Source organism: Rheinheimera oceanensis (assembly GCF_018831085.1).
Lineage (GTDB): Bacteria > Pseudomonadota > Gammaproteobacteria > Enterobacterales > Alteromonadaceae > Alishewanella > Alishewanella oceanensis.
This window is the reverse complement of sequence record NZ_JAGPNM010000014.1, coordinates 32,472-55,085: the sequence shown is the minus strand read 5'-3', so window position 1 is coordinate 55,085 and position 22,614 is coordinate 32,472. Positions and strand designations below refer to the sequence as shown.

At 50.1% G+C, this 22,614-nt stretch carries 23 protein-coding genes; 11 read left to right on the top strand and 12 right to left on the bottom strand.

The genetic code is table 11. The features are described from left to right. Positions 1 to 196: 196 nt before the first annotated feature. The gene (locus J3B89_RS19785) at positions 197 to 730 is read left to right on the top strand and encodes a gamma carbonic anhydrase family protein (protein WP_215399363.1); all 534 of its coding nucleotides are present in this window, start codon (positions 197 to 199) and stop codon (positions 728 to 730) included. On the opposite strand, the gene J3B89_RS19780 is transcribed toward J3B89_RS19785, so the two are convergent. Then, on the bottom strand, positions 727 to 963 hold the full coding sequence (locus J3B89_RS19780) for a DUF1488 family protein (protein WP_215399362.1): 237 nt from the start codon (positions 961 to 963) through the stop codon (positions 727 to 729). The two genes, J3B89_RS19785 and J3B89_RS19780, sit on opposite strands and share 4 nt — an antisense overlap. Beyond that, the gene (aroE, locus tag J3B89_RS19775) at positions 960 to 1,778 is read right to left on the bottom strand and encodes a shikimate dehydrogenase (protein ID WP_215399361.1); all 819 of its coding nucleotides are present in this window, start codon (positions 1,776 to 1,778) and stop codon (positions 960 to 962) included. Before aroE ends, J3B89_RS19780 begins: the two co-directional genes overlap by 4 nt. A 29-nt stretch (positions 1,779 to 1,807) precedes the next feature. Between aroE and J3B89_RS19770 the strand changes: the two genes are divergently transcribed. Beyond that, entirely contained in the window at positions 1,808 to 2,230 is a 423-nt protein-coding gene (locus J3B89_RS19770; RefSeq protein WP_251372591.1) for a group II truncated hemoglobin, read from the top strand. Here the strand turns inward: J3B89_RS19770 and hemF are convergent. Next, complete coding sequence (hemF, locus tag J3B89_RS19765) at positions 2,227 to 3,159, bottom strand: oxygen-dependent coproporphyrinogen oxidase (RefSeq protein WP_215399359.1); 933 nt, start codon at positions 3,157 to 3,159, stop codon at positions 2,227 to 2,229. The two genes, J3B89_RS19770 and hemF, sit on opposite strands and share 4 nt — an antisense overlap. A gap of 1 nt (position 3,160) precedes the next feature. Next, positions 3,161 to 3,715, bottom strand: coding sequence for an L-threonylcarbamoyladenylate synthase type 1 TsaC (gene tsaC, locus J3B89_RS19760; protein WP_215399358.1), 555 nt, complete (start codon positions 3,713 to 3,715; stop codon positions 3,161 to 3,163). Between the two features lie 119 nt (positions 3,716 to 3,834). Here tsaC and purE point away from each other — a divergent pair, with 119 nt between their 5' ends. Continuing rightward, complete coding sequence (gene purE / locus J3B89_RS19755; protein WP_215399357.1) at positions 3,835 to 4,326, top strand: 5-(carboxyamino)imidazole ribonucleotide mutase; 492 nt, start codon at positions 3,835 to 3,837, stop codon at positions 4,324 to 4,326. Continuing rightward, entirely contained in the window at positions 4,323 to 5,456 is a 1,134-nt protein-coding gene (locus tag J3B89_RS19750; protein ID WP_215399356.1) for a 5-(carboxyamino)imidazole ribonucleotide synthase, read from the top strand. The genes purE and J3B89_RS19750 overlap by 4 nt, the downstream gene beginning before the upstream one ends. A gap of 16 nt (positions 5,457 to 5,472) precedes the next feature. On the opposite strand, the gene J3B89_RS19745 is transcribed toward J3B89_RS19750, so the two are convergent. Genes J3B89_RS19745 through J3B89_RS19730 form a run of 4 tightly spaced genes read right to left on the bottom strand, consistent with a single transcriptional unit; the run spans position 5,473 to position 8,728 of the window. Beyond that, positions 5,473 to 6,012: a DNA topoisomerase family protein gene (locus tag J3B89_RS19745; protein ID WP_215399355.1), complete on the bottom strand. Its 540-nt coding sequence runs from the start codon at positions 6,010 to 6,012 to the stop codon at positions 5,473 to 5,475. Positions 6,013 to 6,027: 15 nt separating this feature from the next. Next, positions 6,028 to 6,501: a DUF494 family protein gene (locus tag J3B89_RS19740; protein WP_215399354.1), complete on the bottom strand. Its 474-nt coding sequence runs from the start codon at positions 6,499 to 6,501 to the stop codon at positions 6,028 to 6,030. 2 nt (positions 6,502 to 6,503) lie between these two features. Continuing rightward, on the bottom strand, positions 6,504 to 7,595 hold the full coding sequence (dprA, locus tag J3B89_RS19735) for a DNA-processing protein DprA (protein ID WP_215399353.1): 1,092 nt from the start codon (positions 7,593 to 7,595) through the stop codon (positions 6,504 to 6,506). Positions 7,596 to 7,618: 23 nt separating this feature from the next. Then, complete coding sequence (locus tag J3B89_RS19730) at positions 7,619 to 8,728, bottom strand: LysM peptidoglycan-binding domain-containing protein (protein WP_215399352.1); 1,110 nt, start codon at positions 8,726 to 8,728, stop codon at positions 7,619 to 7,621. 123 nt (positions 8,729 to 8,851) lie between these two features. Between J3B89_RS19730 and def the strand changes: the two genes are divergently transcribed. From def to trkA, 4 genes are read left to right on the top strand one after another with little or no spacing between them, the layout of a single operon-like run. Beyond that, positions 8,852 to 9,367, top strand: coding sequence for a peptide deformylase (def, locus tag J3B89_RS19725; protein ID WP_215399351.1), 516 nt, complete (start codon positions 8,852 to 8,854; stop codon positions 9,365 to 9,367). A 12-nt stretch (positions 9,368 to 9,379) separates the two neighbouring features. Further along, positions 9,380 to 10,336: a methionyl-tRNA formyltransferase gene (fmt, locus tag J3B89_RS19720; protein WP_215399350.1), complete on the top strand. Its 957-nt coding sequence runs from the start codon at positions 9,380 to 9,382 to the stop codon at positions 10,334 to 10,336. Beyond that, complete coding sequence (gene rsmB / locus J3B89_RS19715; RefSeq protein WP_215399349.1) at positions 10,333 to 11,649, top strand: 16S rRNA (cytosine(967)-C(5))-methyltransferase RsmB; 1,317 nt, start codon at positions 10,333 to 10,335, stop codon at positions 11,647 to 11,649. The genes fmt and rsmB overlap by 4 nt, the downstream gene beginning before the upstream one ends. Beyond that, positions 11,646 to 13,022 carry a Trk system potassium transporter TrkA gene (gene trkA, locus J3B89_RS19710; protein ID WP_215399348.1) on the top strand — a complete coding sequence of 459 codons (1,377 nt, stop codon included), beginning with the start codon at positions 11,646 to 11,648 and terminating at the stop codon, positions 13,020 to 13,022. Before rsmB ends, trkA begins: the two co-directional genes overlap by 4 nt. Here the strand turns inward: trkA and J3B89_RS19705 are convergent. From J3B89_RS19705 to J3B89_RS19695, 3 genes are read right to left on the bottom strand one after another with little or no spacing between them, the layout of a single operon-like run. Next, the gene (locus tag J3B89_RS19705) at positions 13,019 to 14,470 is read right to left on the bottom strand and encodes a TrkH family potassium uptake protein (RefSeq protein WP_215399347.1); all 1,452 of its coding nucleotides are present in this window, start codon (positions 14,468 to 14,470) and stop codon (positions 13,019 to 13,021) included. The genes trkA and J3B89_RS19705 overlap by 4 nt on opposite strands. A gap of 22 nt (positions 14,471 to 14,492) precedes the next feature. Then, positions 14,493 to 15,818 carry a Xaa-Pro dipeptidase gene (gene pepQ / locus J3B89_RS19700; protein ID WP_215399346.1) on the bottom strand — a complete coding sequence of 442 codons (1,326 nt, stop codon included), beginning with the start codon at positions 15,816 to 15,818 and terminating at the stop codon, positions 14,493 to 14,495. A 45-nt stretch (positions 15,819 to 15,863) separates the two neighbouring features. Next, positions 15,864 to 17,768, bottom strand: a complete 1,905-nt coding sequence (locus tag J3B89_RS19695; protein ID WP_251372594.1) for a transglycosylase SLT domain-containing protein — start codon at positions 17,766 to 17,768, stop codon at positions 15,864 to 15,866. A gap of 199 nt (positions 17,769 to 17,967) precedes the next feature. On the opposite strand from J3B89_RS19695, the gene fadB reads away from it, so the two are divergent. The 3 genes from fadB to tusA all read left to right on the top strand — a co-directional run bounded on the left by fadB (position 17,968) and on the right by tusA (position 22,071). Then, positions 17,968 to 20,121 (top strand): fatty acid oxidation complex subunit alpha FadB, encoded by a 2,154-nt coding sequence (gene fadB, locus J3B89_RS19690; protein ID WP_215399345.1) that lies wholly within the window; start codon positions 17,968 to 17,970, stop codon positions 20,119 to 20,121. A 16-nt stretch (positions 20,122 to 20,137) separates the two neighbouring features. Beyond that, entirely contained in the window at positions 20,138 to 21,301 is a 1,164-nt protein-coding gene (gene fadA, locus J3B89_RS19685) for an acetyl-CoA C-acyltransferase FadA (protein WP_215399344.1), read from the top strand. A 521-nt stretch (positions 21,302 to 21,822) separates the two neighbouring features. Then, positions 21,823 to 22,071 (top strand): sulfurtransferase TusA, encoded by a 249-nt coding sequence (gene tusA / locus J3B89_RS19680; protein WP_215399343.1) that lies wholly within the window; start codon positions 21,823 to 21,825, stop codon positions 22,069 to 22,071. 47 nt (positions 22,072 to 22,118) lie between these two features. Here the strand turns inward: tusA and J3B89_RS19675 are convergent, their stop codons facing one another. After that, positions 22,119 to 22,574 (bottom strand): hypothetical protein, encoded by a 456-nt coding sequence (locus tag J3B89_RS19675; protein WP_215399342.1) that lies wholly within the window; start codon positions 22,572 to 22,574, stop codon positions 22,119 to 22,121. Between the last annotated feature and the right edge of the window lie 40 nt (positions 22,575 to 22,614).

The following is a 22,614-nucleotide window of genomic DNA, read 5'->3' as shown; positions in this document are numbered from 1 at the left end:
TGCGGCCCGTTTTAACTCACCCGAAGCACCGCATCAGCGCTACCCCGTGGCATGGCGCGCATTATAGGGCCTTTTGGAATACCTGCAAGCGGTTATTTGAGAAAACTTATGTTTTTAAGATCGTTCGCAGAAAAATTAGTCGAAAAGCGCTTTTTTAATACATTTGCTGCATAATAACGCAGCATTGGAGGACATTATGACGATACGAGCTTATAAAGGTATAACGCCGAAACTGGCCCCAGGGGTATACATAGATGAATCCAGCGTGTTGGTTGGCGATATTGAACTGGCAGAAGATGTCAGTATCTGGCCCTTGGTCGCAGCACGTGGTGATGTGAACTATATCCGTATTGGTGCCCGCACGAATATACAGGATGGCTCTGTATTGCATTTATCCAGGCCAAGCCGGGGCAAACCCGCTGGCTCGCCGCTGATTATCGGTGAGGATGTTACCGTAGGCCATAAAGTGATGCTGCATGGCTGCACTCTGGGCAATCGCATTTTGGTTGGTATGGGCGCTATAGTGATGGACGATGTAATAGTAGAAGATGAGGTGATTATCGGCGCCGGCAGTTTAGTGCCGCCGGGTAAGCGGCTGCAAAGTGGCTACTTATATGTTGGCAGCCCGGCGAAGCATGCGCGGCCGCTGAATGATGCCGAAAAAGCCTTTTTAACTGAATCAGCAGCGAACTATGTAATATTGAAAAACGAGTATCTGGCTGAAGCTTAAAGCCAGATCTCGCCTGCTGTATTATAAGAGTCGTCCGCTATCGCCTGCTCGGCAGCGTCTTCCCAGTGAAAGGCATCAGCCTTTATCTGCTGTAAAAAGTTGTCAGGCGGCTGCTCTGCTGGCAGTGGGATAAAGCAATACACTTTTAAGCCGCTGACCAGACAGCTAAAACGCACTGCTTGTCTGGCGCTGTCTAGCACGAAATCATTATTAAAAATAAGCTGTTGGTTCATACTGCTTGTAACTGCTGCTGTAATAACGCCAGTACCGGCGTCACGTCTGGTCGTTTGCCACGCCAGATATAAAAAGCTTCAGCCGCCTGTGCCACTAACATACCTAAACCATCCGCTTGCAGAGGCACGCCCTGCTCTTTTGCCCAGTGTAAAAATGGCGTTGGTGCTGCGCCGTACAACATATCGTATGCCAGTTGGCAATGCTGTAAATGCTGTGCGGCGATTAACGGCCGCTCACCGCTTAAACCGGAAGAGGTGGCATTAATCACTAGCTGATAAGGTTGTAATGGAATGTCAGCATAACCACAAGCGCTAACACACGGGTCAAAATTTGCAGCAATCGCCTGCGCTTTACTTACTGTGCGGTTAGCCAGCACCAGCTGTTTAACACCTGCATCCAACAATGGGCCAATGGCACCGCGGCTGGCCCCACCGGCACCAAGCAACAATACCGTTATGCCCTGCAGATTTACGCCTAATCGTTGCAGATCAGCCACCAGGCCAATACCATCGGTATTATCACCGCAAAGCTTACCTTTGCTATCTATATAAAGTGTATTTACCGCGCCAGCTTGTTGTGCCCTACCCGATAACGCTTCAGCCAACTGATAGGCGGCTTCTTTGAACGGCACTGTGACATTACCACCTTTACCGCCGGCAGCAACAAAGCTATGCCAGTTGTCGGCAAAGCCATCAAGCGGTGCTAAAATGGCGTCGTATTGCAGTTTTTCGCCAAGTGCGGCAGCAAACTGATTATGAATAAAGGGCGACTTTGAGTGGCCTATCGGATTACCGAATACAGCATAGCGGTCCACAAGTAATGTCCATTAAGAAGTTAATACAGATGATTTTTAATAAAACCACGCCAAATAGCAAGCCGCACCCTACGCCGCAGCAAACCCCCTACGCTATGATGGGCGGTGAAGACACCGTGCGTAGGCTGGCAAACCGTTTCTATGATGTGATGGAAACCGCGCCCGAAGCTGCTGAGCTATATGCTATCCACCCGTTGCCGCTGGATACTATCCGGCAGAAGTTTTTCCAGTTTTTATCCGGCTGGCTTGGCGGCCCACCATTGTTTGAACAACAGTATGGCCATCCCCGCCTGCGCGCCCGGCATTTACCTTTCCCGGTAGATGAAAAACTGCGTGATCAGTGGATGTTTTGTATGAATAAAGCGCTGGATGAAGTAATAGAAAACAAAATGCTACGAGACGGCATTCGCCAGTCGATAGGTCAACTGGCGAGCCATATGATTAATTGCTAGGCCTGAAGCTTCAGCCAGTTCTGCGGTTTAAGATAACGCTCGTACAATAACGCTTCGGCACTGCCAGGCTCGGGCTGATAGCCATATTGCCAGCGCACCAACGGCGGCATTGACATTAAAATCGACTCGGTGCGGCCACCACTTTGCAGGCCAAACAAGGTGCCCCTGTCGTACACCAGATTAAATTCAACATAACGGCCACGGCGGTACAACTGGAACTGCCGCTGATGCTCGCCATAGGGCGTATCTTTACGCCGCTCAACTATTGGCAAATACGCCGGAATAAAGGCCTCACCCACAGCACGCATCAGGGCAAAGCTTTGTTCAAAACCGGGCGCGTTTAAATCATCAAAAAACAGCCCGCCAACACCACGGGTTTCGCCGCGGTGTTTTAAATAAAAGTATTCATCACACCATTTTTTATACGCAGGGTAATAGTCGGCCCCAAAAGGGTCAACGGCTGTTTTAGCCGTTTGGTGCCAATGTACAACATCGTCTTCAAACGGGTAATAAGGGGTTAAATCAAAACCGCCGCCAAACCACCACACTGCTGGCTCGCCAGGTTTTTCTGCAATAAAAAAGCGTACATTGGCATGCGTTGTTGGCAAATACGGATTATTCGGGTGGATCACCAGCGACACACCACAGGCATTAAAGCTGCGCCCTGCCAGCTCAGGCCGGTGTGCAGTAGCCGACGCTGGCATACTGGCGCCAAATACATGCGAATAATTCACCCCGGCCTGCTCAAATACCTTACCACCGGTGAGCACGCGGCTTTTACCGCCGCCGCCTTCAGGCCGCCGCCAGGCATCTTCAACAAAGTGTGCGCTGCCATCTGCCTGCTGCAACGCAGCGCAAATATTGTCCTGCAATTGCTGTAAAAACTGTTGCACAGCTGCCAGATGATGCTGAGGTTGGCTGTTGGTCACCTTAACTCCTTACTATATTGCCGCTTAAGGCATCACGAATTTGACTGGGTTGCGTGGCACCGCCCAAAGGCCCGGGCATAATAGCAGACAACTTATCACCCAGGCTTTGCTCCAGCTCAGCTTTGTCGGTAATGGCCGGCTGACCGGATAAATTAGCACTGGTTGATACCAGCGGTTTGCCATAAGCACTGCACAGCTGCTGCACCACCGGATGAGCACTGACCCGCACCGCAATAGTGTCGAACTGACCGGTGATCCACTTAGGGGCCATTTTGCTGGCTGGCAACACCCAACTAACATGGCCGGGCCAACTGGAGAATATCTGGTAGCGCTTTTCCTGCGGTATGGCTTTGTCATCAACGTAGGGCAACAACTGCGAATAGTTAGCAGCAATTAAAATCAGGCCCTTTTCCACCGGCCGCTGTTTAATTGCCAGCAGCGCCAATACTGCCGCCTCGTTATCCGGGTCGCAACCTAAACCATAAACGGCTTCGGTGGGGTAAGCGATAACGCCACCTTGTTGCAAGGCCTGTAAAACCAGCTGCTGTTCTGTCATTTGTTGCTACTACTCCGGATAATTAGACGAAAAACACAGTTAAAATTTTCTTCAGTTGCGCAACTGGCTATAATAGCGCCTTCACGCTTTTAGTTCATCACGTACAGAAGGAAACAACAATGCAAGTTGGCATCATCATGGGTTCAACCTCAGACTGGCCTACTATGAAGCACGCCGCTGATATGCTGGATAAGTTCGGTATTGCCTATGAAACCAAAGTTGTTTCCGCACATCGCACACCACAGTTGCTGGCCGATTATGCTAATACTGCCGCCAGCCGTGGTTTAAAGGTCATTATTGCCGGTGCAGGTGGTGCAGCGCACTTACCCGGCATGGCTGCCGCCTTTACCAGCCTGCCGGTATTGGGGGTGCCGGTGCAATCGAAAGCCCTTAAAGGCCTGGACTCTTTGCTGTCAATTGTGCAAATGCCTAAAGGTGTAGCGGTAGGCACCCTGGCCATTGGTGATGCCGGCGCGGCCAATGCTGGCTTGTTGGCGGCGCAAATTCTGGCTACAAACAGTCCTGAGCTAATGACAAAAATTGATGCCTTCCGCCAGGCACAAACCGATATGGTGTTAAGCCAGCCCGATCCGTCACAGGTGCCGTTATGAAGGTATTAGTGCTGGGTGCCGGTCAACTGGCACGGATGATGGCATTGGCCGGAGCACCGCTGAACATTAGTATCAGTGCGTATGATGTTAACAGCGATAGTATAGTGCACCCGCTAACACAGCAGGATCTCGGCAAAGGCCTTGCCAATGCGATAGCCGATGCCGACGTAGTAACCGCCGAGTTTGAACACATTCCGCTGCCGGTACTGGCGCAGTGTCAGCAAAGCGGTAAGTTTTTCCCTGGTGAGGCGGCAATTAAAGCCGGTGGCGATCGCCGGTTAGAAAAACAGTTGCTGGACAGCGCCGGGGTGCGCTCTGCCAGTTACCACATTATTTATAATGAAACCGATTTTAGTAATGCTATCAGCAAGCTGGGCTTGCCACTGGTATTTAAAAGTGCACTGGCCGGTTATGACGGTAAAGGCCAGTGGCGGCTAAAGCAACCAGAGCAAGCCGCGGCGCTGTGGCAGGAGATCAGTGCCTTTTTGGCCGCGGATGGCAAGCAAGCCATAGTGGCTGAGCAGTTTATTCCGTTTTCACGTGAAGTGTCACTGATTGGCGCCCGTAACAGCAAAGGTGAAATACAGGTATATCCGCTAACCGAAAACCATCATGTTAATGGTGTACTTAGCGTATCATTAGCTATTAGCGGCAACGAACAGCTGCAACAGCAGGCGCAACAAATGTTTACTGCGGTAGCAAATCAGCTGAACTATGTCGGCGTACTGGCAATTGAGTTTTTTGATGTTAACGGTGAGTTGCTGGTCAATGAAATAGCACCGCGGGTGCATAATTCCGGCCACTGGACCCAGCAAGGTGCCGATGTCTGCCAGTTTGAGCAACATTTACGTGCCGTATGCGGTTTACCGCTGGGCAGCACGGCTCTGGTTCGTCCAAGTTTGATGGTAAATATCCTTGGCGAGGACACTGTGCCGGAGCAAATACTGGCGCTACCGGGGCTGCACCTGCACTGGTATGGAAAAAGCAAACGCGCTGGCCGTAAAATGGGCCATATTAATTTATCTGCGGCAGATAATACTCAGTTGAAGCAGCGTTTTGAGCAATTGATCATGCTATTGCCTGAGGCTGCTTTTCCTGAGCTGGCTCAAATGGCAAAGCGGTTAAACTAATAAGCAGGCCGGTAGCTTAAGCTGCCGGCTGTTTTTCGCCGCACTTTTTATCTGCACAGTACAACACGCCTTTCTTCTCCATCAGCAAACCAAAACCACACACCATGCAACTACCTGCAACAGGTTTGTCATTCAGCAAAAACTTGCATTTTGGGTAACTATCGCAACCCCAAAACACTTTACCAAATTTATTTACCCGCTCGGTCAACTGGCCCTGTTTACATTTAGGGCAAGCCAGGCGCTCCGCGTCTGGTTGTTCGCTGTGTTCATGCACCACAAAATTACAACGCGGATAATCGGTACAGCCAATAAACATGCCGTAACGGCCGTTTTTAACTGCCAGTGCATTGCCGCATTGCGGACAAGCTTCGCTATCCAGCACTTTTACTATGCTGGTTTCATGCTGGTGTAAGGCTTTGATATAGTTGCAGGCCGGATAAGCACTGCAACCGAGAAAAGGGCCATTTTTACCAGACTTGATTACCAGCGGCTGCTGGCACAACGGACATAACTGCTGCTGTTGCGGCAGCGCAAATAACGCGGAATCATCGGTCATAAAGGTTAAGGCCGCTTAGTGCAGCGGCCCTTCAGGTTCATCAAAAATTAAATCTTCCATTTGGGCATACGCATTTTCACGGCCAGGTACATTAAACAGCACCATCAGTACCACCCATTTTAAATCTTCCAGGCTAATGCTGTTACTGTCCAGATCCATCACCCTGTCGATAACCATCTCGCGGGTAACCGCATCCAACACATTAATTTGTTCCAGAAACAGCAAGAAGCCCTGGCACTCAACATCCATTTTAGCCAATTCCGCCGCGCAATAGATGCGGGTGGCATTGGAGGTGCCTTTTGACAAGTATGGCTTAACATGACTTTCCTGCAGCGCAGACAGGTTGTCGAGCCATTTTAGCGCTTTGAAGATATCGTCGTCATGAAAACCCGCCCGGCTTAACTCTTTGGTCAGATCGGCATGATTAACGTAAATGTCAGATTCGTTGTGGATATAGTTTTCGAACAGGTAAACGAGGATATCAAACATACTCAGGCACTCCTCACTCTAATGTAGCCACCGGGAACCGCTGCTACTTCACCAGCCAACTCCAGTTGTAACAACGCTATAGTTGCATCGGCAATCACCAGACCGGCGCGCTGTGCAATCAAATCAACTGCGGTAACTTCATCTCCTACGTTAGCCAACAACTGGCTGGCAAACAAGTCTGTTTCAGTACTTTTTTCCGATTCAGGCTCAGTTGTTAGACAACTTTTCTGAAAAAAGCTCCATTCCTCTAATATATCGGCCACGCAGGTCACCAGTTTAGCGCCTTGCTGAATGAGTGCATGGCAACCTGCAGATTGCGGGCTATACACGGATCCGGGTACAGCAAATACATCGCGGCTGTATTCTGCTGCCAAGTTAGCACTGATCAAAGTACCGCTTTTTAAGCCTGCCTCTACCACTATAGTGCCGATACTTAAGCCAACAACAATACGGTTACGTTGCGGAAACCACTCTGCCCGCGCCAGCACATCAGGAAAATACTCTGACACCAGAGCGCCCTGCTCTGTTATCGCTTCTGCCAGCGCTTTGTTGGAAGCAGGATACACCTGCTTTAAACCATGGCCCAGCACAGCAATAGTTAAGCCACCGGCTTGCAAGGCACCTTTATGGCTTTCACTATCGATACCACGTGCCATACCACTGGTAATCACATAGCCCTGCTGCGACAATTCTGCCGCAAAACTTTGTGCCACCTTACGCCCGGTTGGCGTAGGCTGGCGGCTACCCACCATAGCTAACTGCTGTTGTGCCAGGATCTGCGGGTTGCCTTTAACAAACAATAACAATGGTGGTTGTTTGGTTTGCTTTAGTAATGCCGGATAGCGTGGATCAAGATAAGTAATAACATGATGATTATCAGCCTGCGCCAGCCATTGCAACGCACTATCTACCCTGGCTTTTGACTCATAAGCCAGTATATGTGCCTGACGCTCGGTAAAACCAATATCTCTTAAGGTGCTGGCCGGTAATTTTACCAGCTCGGTAACCGATATTTGCTCGCTCAGACGTTGGAACTTCAGGCCGTCAAGGCCATGCACAGTGGCTAAAGCGAGCCAGTTGCGGATATCCTCCATGACAAACTGGCTCCATACTTGAGTTACAGGTTAGCGATTAAATCTCCAACCCGGATTGGACGTTGTGTTTTGGTGACAATAGCAAAGCTGGTTTGCTCTGACACTTTAAATACCATCAGCTCACCCACTTTTTCACGTGGTAACGCTATAGTACTGTCACCGAAGTTCTTAAACATTTTTTGCAGCTTGCTCGCATCTTCAACATACACCGGGCCATTTTTACCATCGATAACAACCGGTGAACTGCGGTAAATTCCCAACATATGGCCGGCTTTTAAACTCTGTAAATTGCCACGGTTTAATACCACTATATCCCACTTGGAAAACTCACGCAGATTTGACGTGGTATCAATAATGGTTCCGGCGATATCAAACTCCGGTTTAGCCATCACAAAAAAAGCCGGTAACGCCTGGCCTTCCAATGCAGGCATCAGGCGATCACCTTGTTTAATCTCGCGTTTCACACTGAGCACATTCAATGATGATGCTTCTGCCGGCTTATTTTCAGTTGCGTCATGTCCGGGCCTGAACGCCCGGGCAGTGGCTACCAATGTGGTTTCATAACCCAATACCGTTTCAGTTTCCGGATCAACATAAGGTTTGCCTTTGCGATACACACCATAAGAGGCACCGGTGTCCAGCACACCTTTAGCATAAATAATATGATCACTGACGGAGTTTTTTACATTGGCATTAGAACCGAGAATATAGGGCAGAGCCTGAATTTGTTCGTCCGACAGCGATTGTTCAAATGTCAGGTAATGCCGAATCATACTTAGCGGTAAAGTAGACACCGCGTCGGCACTTTTTAACGTTTTGCGCGCGGTGGGCGACAGACGCTTTACTTTATCATTTACTGCCAGGCGTGGCCTGCCCTGCGCATCATAAGTAAGCGTTAATGTATCGCCGGGATATATCAGGTGCGGGTTGTCAACCTGAGGGTTCATTTGCCACAGCTGTGGCCATAACCAGGGTTCACTCAGATATAAAGCGGAGATATCCCACAGAGTATCACCTTTCTTAACAACATAGCTGGCAGGGGCATCGTCACGAATTTTTAATACATCGGCAAACACATTAAAAAAGCCACTCATAACCACCAGAGTGACAATAGCAGCGAGTTTTTTCAGCATGCCGGCATCCTTGAGCTCGTTCTTGTTGTAATTATTGCACACTAAGCTGTTAATACAGCGCATTAATGGCTAAAATTAAAACATATCACAACCTTTGAAACAAAGCATATTTTTGTAGGTATTATGGCCGTTTTACATGTATTACATTACCCCGATGAAAGGCTTCGTACAGTAGCAAAACCTGTTGAAGCTGTTACGCCAGAGATCCAACAACTGGTCGACGATATGCTCGATACCATGTACGACGAAAATGGTATTGGCCTGGCCGCAACTCAGGTAAACGTGCACTTGCGCGTGGTGGTTATTGATCTGTCTGAAGACAGCAACGAACCCATGGTGTTTATTAACCCGGAAATTACCGCCCGCAGTGGTGAAACCAGCTATGAAGAAGGCTGTTTGTCTGTGCCACAAAACTACGCCAAAGTAGAGCGTGCAGCCCAGGTAACCGTAAAGGCACAAGACAGAAACGGCAACTGGTTTGAATTAGATGCTGATGGCCTGCTGGCAATTTGTCTGCAACACGAGCTGGACCATCTGGTCGGCAAATTATTTATTGATTATCTGTCGCCGTTAAAGCGTGAGCGGATCCGGAAAAAGCTGGAAAAAGAAGCCAAACTGGCACAACGCCACGCCCTTTAAGCAGGATATACAGTGACCACTCCTCTACGTATTATTTTTGCCGGCACGCCCGACTTTGCGGCGCGCCATCTGCAAGCTCTGTTAGATGCCGGACATCAGGTTGTCGGTGTTTACACTCAACCCGACAGGCCTGCCGGCCGGGGCCAGCAACTGCAACCCAGTGCGGTAAAACAATTGGCCCTGCGGCATAATCTGGCTGTATATCAGCCTAAATCCCTGAAAAAAGCTCCGGCACAACAAGAGCTGGCGGCATTAAACGCCGACTTAATGATCGTTGTTGCCTATGGTTTGATTTTGCCACAAGCGGTACTGGATACTCCCCGCCTTGGCTGTATTAACGTGCACGGCTCTTTACTGCCGCGCTGGCGTGGTGCTGCACCGATTCAGCGCGCTATCTGGGCCGGTGATGCCCAAACCGGCGTAACCATTATGCAAATGGACGCAGGCCTAGATACCGGCGCCATGTTAAGCACCGTCAGTTGCGATATTGACAACACCGACACCAGCGCCACATTGTACGACAAACTGGCCGTACTGGGACCCCAAGCCCTGTTAGCAGCGTTGACCAATTTACCGGTACTGCAACAACAGGCACAAGTGCAGGACGACAGCCAGGCTAATTACGCTGATAAACTGCATAAAGACGAAGCCCTGCTTAACTTTAACAAACCAGCCAGCGCCCTGCAGCGTGAAATAAGAGCCTTTACCCCCTGGCCAGTAAGCTATATTAAGCTGGCACAAGGCAGTATTAAGGTATGGCAGGCAAGCGTACAAAGCAGCAATAACGGTAAAGCCGCAGGTACAGTGTTAAGTGCCGACAAACACGGCATCTGCATTGCCTGTGCTGAAGACGCATTGCTCATTACCCAGTTACAGCCGCCGGGTAAAAAAGCTATGGCCGCCGCCGATTTTCTGAATGGCCGTGCAGACTGGTTAAGCCCGGGTACAATTATTGGCCAGGTGCTATGAGTTATAATGTTCGTGTGCTTGCTGCCCGCAGTTGCTTTGATGTAGTCGATCAGGGTATGTCATTGTCTGAGGTATTGCCCAAAGCGCAGGCTCTGCTGGATAACCCGCTGGATAAAGCTCTGCTGCAGGAAATCTGCTTTGGCGTAATGCGCTACCTGCCGCAACTGGAAGCCGTTTGTAGCCAGTTAATGAGTAAGCCACTGATCAAACAACTGCGCCCTTTGCAGTTTTTGCTGTATGTGGGTATTTACCAACTTAAGTTTATGCGCATACCTGACCATGCCGCTATCAGCGAAACCGTCGATGCTGCACGAGAATTAAAAGGCCAATCGCTCACCAAACTGATTAACGGCGTGCTGCGCAATGTGCAACGTCAACCCGAGTTATTTAACTTTGCTACAGCACCGGCCGCGGTGCAGTTTAATCATCCCGGCTGGCTTATTGGCGCACTGCAACAGGCTTATCCGCACCAATGGCAACAGATACTTGACGCCAACCAGCAAAAAGCACCGCTGTGGCTTCGGGTAAATGTCAGCAAAATTAACCCGACAGACTATGCCGCCGCGTTAACCCGCCAGAATATTGAATACACCCGGCCGGTTGCCGCTTTGCCGGCGGCAATTAAACTGGCGCAGGCGCAGGATGTCACCACCCTGCCCGGCTATGCCGAAGGCTGGTTCTCAGTACAGGATGCTGCGGCGCAATATGCCGCCACCTTGCTTGATGTGAACAGCAGCCAGCATATTCTGGATGCCTGTTGCGCCCCCGGTGGGAAAACCTGTCATATACTGGAACTGGCACCTGAAGCTGAAGTTACCGCGCTGGATAAAGAACCCAAACGCCTGCAGCGGGTACATGAAAACCTGGCCCGTTTGGGCTTAAATGCTAATGTTATTGCCGCAGATGCCGCCCAGCCCGACAGCTGGTGGCAGGGCAAATTATTTGATCGTATTTTGCTGGATGTGCCTTGCTCCGCCACCGGTGTGATCCGTCGTCATCCGGATATCCGCTGGCTACGTAAAAAGGCTGATATCGAAGTACTGGCTGAACTGCAGCAGCGTATCTTGCGCCAATGCTGGAGCCTGCTGGCGCCGGGTGGCACACTGCTTTATGCAACCTGTAGTATTTTACCTGCAGAAAACAACCAGCAAATTGAACTGTTTTTACAGCAACACAGTGATGCTAAGCTGGACAAATTGCCACAGCAGCATGCAGATCAGCCCTACGGCTGGCAACTGCTACCCGGTGAACAGGACATGGATGGCTTTTTCTATGCCCGGCTGAAGAAAATGACCAACAACGAGAAAGCATGAAAATAATTATTCTGGGTGCAGGTCAGGTTGGTGCCACACTGGCAGAAAACCTGGTTGGTGAGCAAAACGACATCACCATTGTTGATAGCAATGCAGATAAGCTGCGTGCCCTGCAGGACCGCTACGATTTGCAGGTAGTGCACGGCCATGGCTCGCACCCCGATATTCTGAAAAAAGCCGGTGCCGAAGATGCCGACATGATAGTAGCAGTAACCAACAGTGACGAAGTGAATATCGTCGCCTGCCAGGTTGCCTACAGCATGTTTAATACACCGGTTAAAATAGCCCGCATCCGCACCAACCAGTACCTGAAATACCGCGATCAATTGTTTCATAAAGACGATATGCCGGTCGATCACTTTATCGCCCCGGAAGCCCTGGTTACCAACTATATTCGCCGTCTTATTGATTACCCCGGTGCATTGCAGGTAGTGGAATTTGCCGGTGGCAAAGTCAGCCTGGTGGCCGTTAAAGCTTATTATGGTGGCTTACTGGTAGGCCATGCCTTATCAGCGTTAAAAGAGCATATGCCGAATATCGAAACCAGGGTAGCCGCTATTTACCGCCGCGGCACCGCAATTAAACCGCTGGGTACTACTATTATTGAAGCCGACGACGAAGTGTTTTTCGTCGCAGCCACCAAACATATCCGCGCAGTAATGAGCGAACTGCAAAAACTGGAGCGCAGCTACCGCCGCATTATGATTGCCGGTGGCGGTAATGTTGGCTTTGGCCTGGCCCGTGCACTGGAGAAAACCCACAGCGTTAAGTTGATTGAACGTAGCAAAGAGCGGGCTGAGTTTTTATCCAGCGCGCTGGATAACACCGTGGTATATGTCGGCGATGCATCAGACCCCGAGCTGCTGGAAGAAGAAAACATTGAACAGGTTGATGTGTTTATCGCTGTGACCAACGATGATGAAGCCAATATTATGTCGGCCATGCTGGCTAAAAGGATGGGAGCGCAAAAAACCATGGTGCTGATTAAACGCGGCGCCTACGTTGATTTACTGCAAGGCGGTGAAGTAGATATTGCCGTATCTCCGCAGCAGGCCACCATTTCTGCATTGCTAACCCATATCCGCCGGGGTGATATTGTTAATGTATATTCGCTGCGCCGGGGTGCCGCCGAGGCTATTGAAGCTATTGCCCATGGCGACAGCAATACCAGCAAAGTAGTGGGTAAGGCTATCGGCAGTATTAAACTGCCACCGGGTACCACTATTGGTGCCATAGTACGCGGCGATGAAGTGGTTATCGCCCACGACAGCACTGTTATTGAAACTAATGATCACATTATTTTGTTTATGGTAGACAAAAAACACATTGTTGAAGTAGAAAAGCTGTTTCAGGTTAGTGCTATTTTTATTTAATCTTTCCAGAAAGCCGGGGTAAATAACACCAGCAGGGTGAAAATTTCCAGCCGGCCAAATACCATGGCCACAACCAGGATCCACTTGCTGCTGTCAGGTATAGAACCAAAGTTAGCTGCAACTTCGCCCAGGCCAGGGCCAAGGTTATTTAAGCAGGCCGCCGTAGCGGTAAAGGCGGTAATGTTATCCAGCCCTGTCAGCAACAGCAGCAGCATAATGACAACAAAAACCAGCGCATAAGCCGCAAAAAAGCCCCAGACCGCTTCAACAATCCGATCAGGTACTGCACGACGGCCCAGTTTAATCGCGTAAACTGCACGCGGATGGATAAGCCGGTTTAGCTCACGCCGCCCCTGTAAAAACAGTAGCAATACCCGCACTACTTTTAAACCACCACCGGTAGAGCCGGCGCAACCGCCGATAAAACTGGAAAAAATCAACATTATTGGTAAAAACAATGGCCAGACCGCAAAGCCATCGGTAGAAAATCCAGCGGTGGTAGATACCGACACCGCCTGAAATACGCCGTGATTCAGCGCTTCTGCTGCTGTGCTATAAACATTGGTTTCCAGTAACACCACAAAACAAATCAGCACCAAAGTAGCCTGAATAATTAAAAAGGCTTTAAATTCCGGATCGCGAAAATAGGTGCTGACACTTTTGCCGCGAATGGCGGCAAAATGCAGCGGAAAATTTACCGCACTTAGCAATAAAAAGATGACACAAATAGCATTAATAACCGGGCTTTGAAAATGGCCGATACTGGCATCGTAAGTTGAAAAACCACCAATTGCTACTGTTGAGAACGCATGACAGATGGCATCGAACCAGTTCATCCCCGCCAGATAAAACGCCAGCATACAGCTTAGCGTTAACGCCAGGTAGATATACCACAAGTGCTTGGCGGTATCGGCTATGCGTGGCGTCATTTTATTATCTTTCACCGGCCCCGGTGTTTCAGCGCGGTACAGCTGCATCCCCCCAACGCCCAGCATTGGCAGTATGGCCACAGCCAGTACGATAATACCCATGCCTCCCAGCCATTGCAGTTGCTGGCGGTAAAATAGAATGGCTTTGGGCAGAAACTCTATACCGGTAAGTACCGTAGCACCTGTTGTTGTCAGGCCGGAAAATGCTTCAAACATGGCGCCAGCCATACTTAACTGCGGGTTGTCGGCCAGCATCAGCGGTATACCACCCACAGCACCCAGCACCGTCCAGAACAACACCACGATAAGAAAGCCGTCGCGCACTTTTAGCTCGGCTTTGTATTGCCGGTTGGGGTACCAGATCACAAAACCAATAAACAAACTCAGTAAAAAGGACAATATAAAAGGCACGCCGGCACCGTCTTTATACCAATAGGCGACAAATGCCGGCGGGATCATGGTGATGCTGAAAATGCCAATCAGCAACCCCAGGATCCGGATTATCGAGCGGTATTGCATACCTTAGCGGCGTCCCTGTGACTTAAGCCAGTTGCAGATCACGGGTCATATTTTCGTTGCGATCGCGGTGAACAATAATATTGTCTTCTATACGAATACCACCAAACTGGCGGAACGCATCTACTTTTTGCCAGTTAATGTATTTATCAAACTCGGTTGCGGCTAAATCTGCCAGCAGGCTGTCGATAAAGTACAGGCCCGGCTCAATAGTAAATACCATATCGGCTTCAATAGTGCGGGTACAGCGTAAATACGGGTGGCTGTCCGGTGCTGCGACATGGGTACCACGCTCATCGGCCATAAAACCGCCAACATCATGCACCTGCAGGCCAAGGTGATGCCCTAAACCATGCGGGAAAAAAGTACGGCTGATCTGGCTTTCAACAATAGCTTCTGGCGCCAACTTAACAAAATCAAACTGATGCAAAATTTCTGCGATCTGCTGATGACACTGAATATGCAGCTCGCCGTATTTCAGGCCAGGTTTTAAGCCCGCAACCAGTTTAAGTTCGGCTTCATTTACTGCAGTAATTAAACTGCCAAACTCGTCGTGCGGGTTAAAACTGTAAGTGCGGGTAATATCAGCGGCGTAGCCATGAAACTCTGCACCGGCATCAATTAAAAATGAATGCCGCTGTTTAGGTAATTTTCGCTCCAGCGCCGTGTAATGTAAAATGGCGCAGTTTTGGTTCAGGGCAATAATATTGCCATACGGTACTTCGTTTTCACTTTGTCCTACCGCGGCTAAATAAGCCAACTGAATATCAAACTCAGTGCCACCGGCATAAAAAGCCGCTTTTGCCGCATTGTGTCCCGCCACTGCCATTTTATTGGCAATACGCAAACAGGCTTGTTCATACGGCGTTTTGTAGGCACGGTAAAAATGAATAAAATTCAGCACCGGTTCGGGGTTAATTTCAGTAAAGCCCAATGCACGCGCTACTTCGAGGTATTCACCCAGATACGCTAACCGCGCTTTATCATATGGCAGCAGGGTTTCTACCTTGTTGGCTTTGTCCAGCAGCTGAATATCAAAATACTCAGCCCAAAAATCATGTGGTTCGTCCGGCACTTTATGCCAGAAATCTTTCGGCCGGTAGAAAATCAGCTTAGGTTTATTTACGCCATCGACAATCAGCCAGCAGTGTGGATTATCAATCACCGGCAACCAGGCTTTAAATAACGGATTGGCTTTAAACGGATAATCCATATCATCAAGAAACTTGCGCTGGGTCTGGCCGGAATGGATCACCAGCGCGTCCAGATTTTCGCGCTCTAACAACCGGCGGGTACGCTGCTGTAATTCTGTAATATGGGCCTGATACAGGCTTTGATAAGAAGCTGTCATAAGTGTCTGACCTGTTGGCTGAAAAATATGCGGGGCATCATAACATTATTCCACCACGACCCCAATCTGCATCGTAGTCAGTGGTTTAAACACATCTGTCGGGGTATTTAGCCGTATATTATAAATCTGGTAATACGCCATTACCGCCTTTACGTAGTCACGGGTTTCACGGTATGGGATAGTTTCTACCCAAACATCAGCCGGTAGCGCATGGGTTTTCGGGATCCATTGCTTAACCCTGCTATAGCCGGCGTTATAGGCAGCCGTAGCCATTAACAGGTTACCGTCGTTACGTTTACGCAGGTAATTCAGATAATCGGTACCGTAATCTATATTGATCACCGGGTTATACAGTTGCGTAAGCTGCACCGGCTTTTTGGCAATTTCGCGCGCAGTAGCCGGCATAAGTTGCATCAGGCCACGGGCTCCTACCGGCGAGTTGGCGTCTGCCATAAAAGAACTTTCGCGCCGGGCTATCGCCATAGCCCAACCAGATTCTATATCCACTTTAGCGGCCGACTGCGTTATTTCATCCTGATATGCCAGCGGAAACCGCAGTTCAACATCGTCCCAGTAGCCTACATCGGCCAGTGAGAATATCGCCCGCTCGTACCATTGCAGCTGATGCGCCAGCTTGGCCGATACCAGTTTTTGCTGCTCGTCTGAGGTGTCCTGCAGGTGGTTCCATTCGCGCCGGGCTTCGGTTAAACGCCCCAGTGCCAGCCACTCTTGTGCCCGTTTTACCGCCGGGTGCTGTTTCAGTGTTTTTAACTCATCCTCAGATACAGTGACAGGTGCATGTGCCAGGCTGGGCGGTAAACCTAGTTTAGCGGCTGCCATAAAACCGTAAAAATGCCGCTGTAATGCCAGTGCTTCAAACAGCGGTTTGGCTTTATCTGCCTGGCCCTGTTGCTCATACGCCCGCGCCAGCCAATAGCGCCAACTACTGTCTTTGGCAATATCGGCCGGGAAGGCTTCAATAACCTGCTGTACTTTAGGCCAGTCCAGCTGCGCCAGTGCATGGCTTACCTGCCAGTGTGCCAGCATGTTATCAATAAGCTCCGGCGGCAGTTGTTTAAACCAGACAGCGGCTCTTTCATCACCTTTACTGGCCAATGCTATCGCAAACTGGCGCCGTACATCCAGCCGCTGCGCCTCAGTAAAATACGGGTCGTTACTAAACTTTTGCCATAATGCCAGGGCTTTATCAGGATCCCGCCAGATCAGCCGTTTAAGGCCATATGCCAGCACATCACGTTCATGCACTTTTTTCAACGGAAAAAATTGTGGTGCGCTAATTACCAACGGGTTTTGCCGCGCTTTTAAATACATATCAGCCATATACTGCTGATCTGCAGGTAACTGCGTTTTCAGGTAGGGGATCAAGCCCGAATCGCCGCCTTCGGCAGCCAGGCGGATACGCTGCCATACCAGCTCAGCGGTTTGCTGGCCAGCTTTGCGCCAGGCTGAAAACAGCGGATCACAGGCTTTAGGCTGAGATTTACCCACCACCCACAAGCGGGTCACTTCAGGCCATAGGGCTTTGCTATCTGCATCTTTGTCTGCCAGTTTAAAGCGCACCGCATGACATTCCAGCTCGGCATCGTTAGAGCCGTTATAATTGGCCAGGTAAGTAGCCGCTTTTTGCCGGCGGGCTAAATCCAGCAACCAGGGTTTACGCAATGGCCAGTCCATCGGTGTTTTTTGATACTGCTGTAAAAATGCAGCAATACGCTCATCAGCAGTTAAAAACTGCTGTAAACGGCGTTGCTGCAAATAAGGCTGCAACGGATAGTCAGCAAACTTTTCCAGCACTTTTTGTGCCTGCTCAGATTTCAGGCTGCCAATCTGGCGCTCGGCCTGTAAAAATTCATTGCGTAACGCTGCCTCAGAAGACACAGATGCCGTAGCCAGTGGCATCAGGAGCAGGTTACTCAGTATTAAAACCATACGTTTCACTGTGATAACCCCGATAAATACACGAAAAAGAAAAAATACCACCTATAGTTACTGCTGACCACCGCAGTCGGATTCAAACACGCGTTTAAATAACGGTTGAATTTTTTTCCGAACCGCGACACACTGAGCAAGAAAACCTCATCGTACCAGTTGCGAAAAACCCTAACATACGCGACCAAGGAGCATCATTATGATTTACCAGAGTGACAACATCAGTGTTGCCTACCTCAAACCTGGTATCGTCCGCTTTGCCTTTAATGCACAGGGCTCAGTTAACAAGTTTGATCAACAAACCCTGACTGATTGTAAGACAGCTTTAGACCTGCTGCACGCAGACAAGGCGCTAAAAGGCGTTATTTTTTGCAGTGATAAAGATACCTTTATTGTCGGTGCCGACATTACCGAATTTTTAAGCACCTTTTTACGGCCGGAAGCAGAGCTTATTCCGTGGATTAAACAGGCTTCTGACATCTTTGATCTGGCTGAAGACTTACCTGTCCCTACCATTGTTGCCCTCAAAGGTTTTGCACTGGGTGGTGGATGTGAGTGGTCACTTACTGCCGATTATCGCGTAGCCGACACAACGACCCGCATTGGCTTACCGGAAGTAAAGCTGGGCTTAATGCCGGGCTTTGGCGGCACAGTGCGCCTGCCGCGCATTATTGGTGCCGACAACGCCATGGAGTGGATCACTACCGGTAAAGACCACAGTGCCGAGCAGGCACAAAAGTTTGGCTTAATTGATGCGGTGGTGGCACCAGAGAAACTGGAAACCGCAGCACTCAGCATGCTGGAAGATGCCATTGCCGGTAAACTGGACTGGCGTAAAAAACGCGCCGTAAAGTTAGAACCGCTAAAACTAAACAAAACCGAAGCCACCATGAGCTTCACCACTGCCAAAGGCATGGTATTTGCCAATGCCGGTAAACACTACCCGGCACCGATGCTGGCAGTTAGCACCATTGAAGCAGCAGCCGGTTTAGACCGCGCCGGTGCTGTAGCTCTGGAAAACGCCGGTTTTGCCAAACTGGCAAAAACCGATGCCGCAACGGCGCAAATTGGCCTGTTCTTAAATGATCAGTTAATTAAAGGCAAAGCGAAAAAAGCCGCAAAAACCGCCTCTAAAGCAGTGAAAAAAGCGGCAGTGCTGGGTGCCGGTATTATGGGCGGCGGTATTGCTTATCAGTCGGCATTAAAAGGCGTGCCGGTAGTGATGAAAGACATTGCCGATAAAGCCCTGCAACTGGGTATGGCTGAAGCGACTAAATTGCTGGGTAAGCAGGTTGAGCGTAACAAGCTCGACGCCGTTGGTATGGCTAAAGTTATCGCCGCTATTACACCCACGCTGAGCAACGAGAATGTTAAAGGCGCCGATATCGTGGTGGAAGCCGTGGTAGAGAACCCGAAAATCAAAGGTGCGGTGTTAAAAGAAGTAGAAACGCTGCTAAGTGACGATGCTATTTTAACCTCGAACACCTCAACTATTTCAATTGATTCACTGGCGGCAAACTTAAGCCGGCCGCAAAACTTCTGCGGTATGCACTTCTTTAACCCGGTACACCGTATGCCACTGGTAGAGGTTATCCGCGGTAAAGACACCAGCGAAGAAACCGTTGCTGCCGTTGTAGCCTACGCCGCTAAAATGGGCAAATCCCCTATAGTGGTAAATGACTGCCCGGGCTTCTTTGTTAACCGTGTACTGTTTCCCTACTTTGCCGGTTTTAGCAAGCTGGTGTTAGACGGCGCCGACTTTGCTCAGATAGATAAGGTAATGGAAAAACAGTTCGGCTGGCCGATGGGTCCGGCGTACCTGCTGGATGTTGTAGGTTTAGACACCGCCTACCACTGTACCGACGTAATGGCTGATGGTTTCCCAACACGGATGGCCAAGCTGGATAACGACCCGGTAGCCGCTATGTATGAAAACGAGCGCTACGGCCAGAAAAATGGCTTAGGTTTTTATGCCTACAGCAAAGATGCCAAAGGCAAGCCGAAAAAAGATATCGACCCGGCCGCGGTTAACTTGCTGGCCGCGATTGCAGCTGATAAGCAGGAATTTAGCAGCGACGAGATCATTGCCCGCGTGATGGTACCAATGATTAACGAAACTATCCGCTGCCTGGAAGAAGGCATTGTAGCCAGCGCCGCTGAAGCCGATATGGGCTTAATTTACGGTTTAGGCTTCCCGCCGTTCCGCGGTGGTCCGTTGCGTTATGCCGACACCATAGGCTTAAGCAACTTTGTCGCCCTGGCCGATAAATACGCCCATTTAGGCGAAATTTATCAGGTAACAGACAAAACCCGCGCTATGGCCGCCGCCGGCCAGCGTTTCTTCCCGGTTTAAGCGCAGGAGCAGAATAATGAAAAACGCAGTTATTGTAGATTGCATCCGTACCCCGATGGGCCGTTCTAAAGGTGGTATGTACCGCAACGTGCGCGCTGAGCAGCTGTCTGCCCACGTAATGGCCGCTTTGCTTGAGCGCAACCCGGCATTAAACCCAAGCGACATTGATGACGTTATCTGGGGTTGTGTGCAACAAACGCTGGAGCAAGGCTTTAACATAGCGCGTAATGCCGCCCTGCTGGCCGGTATTCCGCACTCAGTACCCGCCGTTACCGTTAACCGCTTGTGTGGCTCGTCTATGCAGGCCTTACACGACGCCGTGCGTGCTATTCAAACCGGCATGGGTGAGGTGTATTTAATCGGCGGCGTGGAGCATATGGGCCATGTACCAATGAGCCACGGTGTTGATTTTCACCCTGGCTTAGCAACTTCAGTAGCCAAAGCCGCAGGTATGATGGGCTTAACCGCAGAATTACTGGGTAAAATGCACGGCATCAGCCGCCAGCAACAAGACGAATTCGGCGCCCGCTCGCACCGTTTAGCTCAGGAAGCCAGCCTGCAGGGCCGGTTTAAAAACGAAATTATCCCCACCGAAGGCCACGACGCCGACGGCGTGTTAAAGCTGATGGATTACGACGAAGTGATCCGGCCGGAAACCACAGTAGAAGCATTAAGCCAACTGCGGCCGGTATTCGACCCCGCCAACGGCACAGTAACTGCTGGTACGTCGTCAGCGCTGTCTAATGGCGCCTCCGGCATGCTGGTCATGAGTGAAGAGAAAGCCAAAGCCTTAGGCCTGCCAATCCGTGCTTATGTGCGTGGTATGGGTGTCGCCGGCTGCGACCCGTCTATTATGGGTTACGGCCCGGTACCGGCGTCGAAAAAAGCGTTAAAAGCAGCAGGCATAAGCATCAACGATATCGACTACGCCGAGCTGAATGAAGCCTTTGCGGCCCAGGCATTACCGGTAATGAAAGACTTAGGCTTACTGGAAGTAGCCGATCAGAAAGTAAACCTGAACGGTGGCGCTATCGCCCTTGGTCACCCGCTGGGTTGCTCGGGTTCACGTATCGCCACTACGCTGATTAACGTTATGGAAGATAAAGGCGGTAAATTTGGCCTGGCGACCATGTGTATCGGTTTAGGTCAGGGTATTGCTACCGTGTTTGAGCGACCATAGTTTGAGCCGCCATAAGCTGGCAGCAACAACCACAATCGCATAGAATAAGGGCCGTTTTACGGCCCTTATTTATTGACGCAGAAGAAATAGAGGCGAAAATCCCGCTGGCGCAGCCACAGACCCACGAGCGCAGCGAATGCGGCAACAGCTGGCGTATGGAACGCCAGCGTGCGGCAAAGCCGGGCCGCACGGCTGAGGGGCAGGATTGCCCGAAGCCCCGCTGTGGCGAGTACAGCGGGAATTTGCGCCGGGCGTTGGCAGAATAATGATATGCGGGTGTTACAAGCTTCGCTAAGTTGCTGATGTTAACTCTGCACCGGTTAAAACACTGCCATGCTCGCCACAGCGGGTTTACGGGCATCCTGCCCTGCAACTGTGCGACACGGCTACGCCGGGCGCTGCTGCTCCTGCAGCCTCGCCTGTCGCATTCGCTGCGCTCGTAGTCTGTGGCTGTGCTGTCAGTGTTTTAACCTCAGTACCTGCTTCGTGGTGCTGTAATGTACAATTTTACCGGAGTATAAATGGAACAGATTTTTAGCTGCGCAGATCACACCCTGGATGCCTTAGGCATGCGCTGCCCCGAGCCGGTAATGATGATACGGCTGCAAATTCGTAAAATGCAGGCGGGTGAAACCTTGCTGATTATCGCCGACGATCCAGCCACCACCCGCGATATCCCTGCATTTTGCCGCTTTATGGATCATGAGCTAGTGAGCAGTGATACCAGTGAACTGCCGTATAGGTATGTGGTGAAGAAAGTTAGTGGTTAATACCAGTTACGCCAATATCAATAAATTTTTTAGCCACCAGATTAAACTCAACAATTTAAACGCGAGTAACTTAGCTTAAACCAACGCTTAAAGCTGGGCTTGCGGCGCACACCCGCAGGCTCGTTAAATAACGGCAGGCAAAATTCCGGAGTAGCTAATAAACTAAGGCGCCAGTTATTGCCGCCAATAAAGCTGAACTGCACTTCACGTGCTGATGGTTCACGTAGTAAATGGAAGTTACCGGTAGAATACGCCACACCAATATTAACACTATCCAGTGTTTGAAAATCCCGGTCCATCAGGTAAATGCTCAGCGTGTCTTCAAAAGGAACATCATCGGTAACAAACAGCAGGTAGCCATGTTCACAGTGAAAAGCCGCCTCAAGCACTGTCCCGCCGATCAGCTTAGCGGTAGTAGCGCCAGCCAGCCAAATTTCAGCTACCGGAACACCGTCAGGCCGTTCTGATACCAGAGGTTGTAATGAAATCGCCGCCGTATTCATTTTAGTTCTACTTTAGTGAGCATCATCAATTGCCACATCT

Excerpts from the sequence above, each read along its gene's own strand:
- trkA (WP_215399348.1), top strand. The coding sequence starts at position 11,646 with ATGAAAATAATTATTCTGGGTGCAGGTCAGGTTGGTGCCACACTGGCA.
- tsaC (WP_215399358.1), bottom strand. The coding sequence starts at position 3,715 with ATGACAGAACAGCAGCTGGTTTTACAGGCCTTGCAACAAGGTGGCGTT.
- J3B89_RS19750 (WP_215399356.1), top strand. The coding sequence starts at position 4,323 with ATGAAGGTATTAGTGCTGGGTGCCGGTCAACTGGCACGGATGATGGCA.
- J3B89_RS19770 (WP_251372591.1), top strand. The coding sequence starts at position 1,808 with ATGATTTTTAATAAAACCACGCCAAATAGCAAGCCGCACCCTACGCCG.
- pepQ (WP_215399346.1), bottom strand. The coding sequence starts at position 15,818 with ATGACAGCTTCTTATCAAAGCCTGTATCAGGCCCATATTACAGAATTA.
- J3B89_RS19705 (WP_215399347.1), bottom strand. The coding sequence starts at position 14,470 with ATGCAATACCGCTCGATAATCCGGATCCTGGGGTTGCTGATTGGCATT.
- fadB (WP_215399345.1), top strand. The coding sequence starts at position 17,968 with ATGATTTACCAGAGTGACAACATCAGTGTTGCCTACCTCAAACCTGGT.
- J3B89_RS19740 (WP_215399354.1), bottom strand. The coding sequence starts at position 6,501 with ATGTTTGATATCCTCGTTTACCTGTTCGAAAACTATATCCACAACGAA.
- fadA (WP_215399344.1), top strand. The coding sequence starts at position 20,138 with ATGAAAAACGCAGTTATTGTAGATTGCATCCGTACCCCGATGGGCCGT.
- J3B89_RS19780 (WP_215399362.1), bottom strand. The coding sequence starts at position 963 with ATGAACCAACAGCTTATTTTTAATAATGATTTCGTGCTAGACAGCGCC.
- def (WP_215399351.1), top strand. The coding sequence starts at position 8,852 with ATGGCCGTTTTACATGTATTACATTACCCCGATGAAAGGCTTCGTACA.
- J3B89_RS19785 (WP_215399363.1), top strand. The coding sequence starts at position 197 with ATGACGATACGAGCTTATAAAGGTATAACGCCGAAACTGGCCCCAGGG.
- J3B89_RS19675 (WP_215399342.1), bottom strand. The coding sequence starts at position 22,574 with ATGAATACGGCGGCGATTTCATTACAACCTCTGGTATCAGAACGGCCT.
- J3B89_RS19695 (WP_251372594.1), bottom strand. The coding sequence starts at position 17,768 with ATGGTTTTAATACTGAGTAACCTGCTCCTGATGCCACTGGCTACGGCA.
- purE (WP_215399357.1), top strand. The coding sequence starts at position 3,835 with ATGCAAGTTGGCATCATCATGGGTTCAACCTCAGACTGGCCTACTATG.
- dprA (WP_215399353.1), bottom strand. The coding sequence starts at position 7,595 with ATGGAGGATATCCGCAACTGGCTCGCTTTAGCCACTGTGCATGGCCTT.
- rsmB (WP_215399349.1), top strand. The coding sequence starts at position 10,333 with ATGAGTTATAATGTTCGTGTGCTTGCTGCCCGCAGTTGCTTTGATGTA.
- tusA (WP_215399343.1), top strand. The coding sequence starts at position 21,823 with ATGGAACAGATTTTTAGCTGCGCAGATCACACCCTGGATGCCTTAGGC.
- J3B89_RS19730 (WP_215399352.1), bottom strand. The coding sequence starts at position 8,728 with ATGCTGAAAAAACTCGCTGCTATTGTCACTCTGGTGGTTATGAGTGGC.
- J3B89_RS19745 (WP_215399355.1), bottom strand. The coding sequence starts at position 6,012 with ATGACCGATGATTCCGCGTTATTTGCGCTGCCGCAACAGCAGCAGTTA.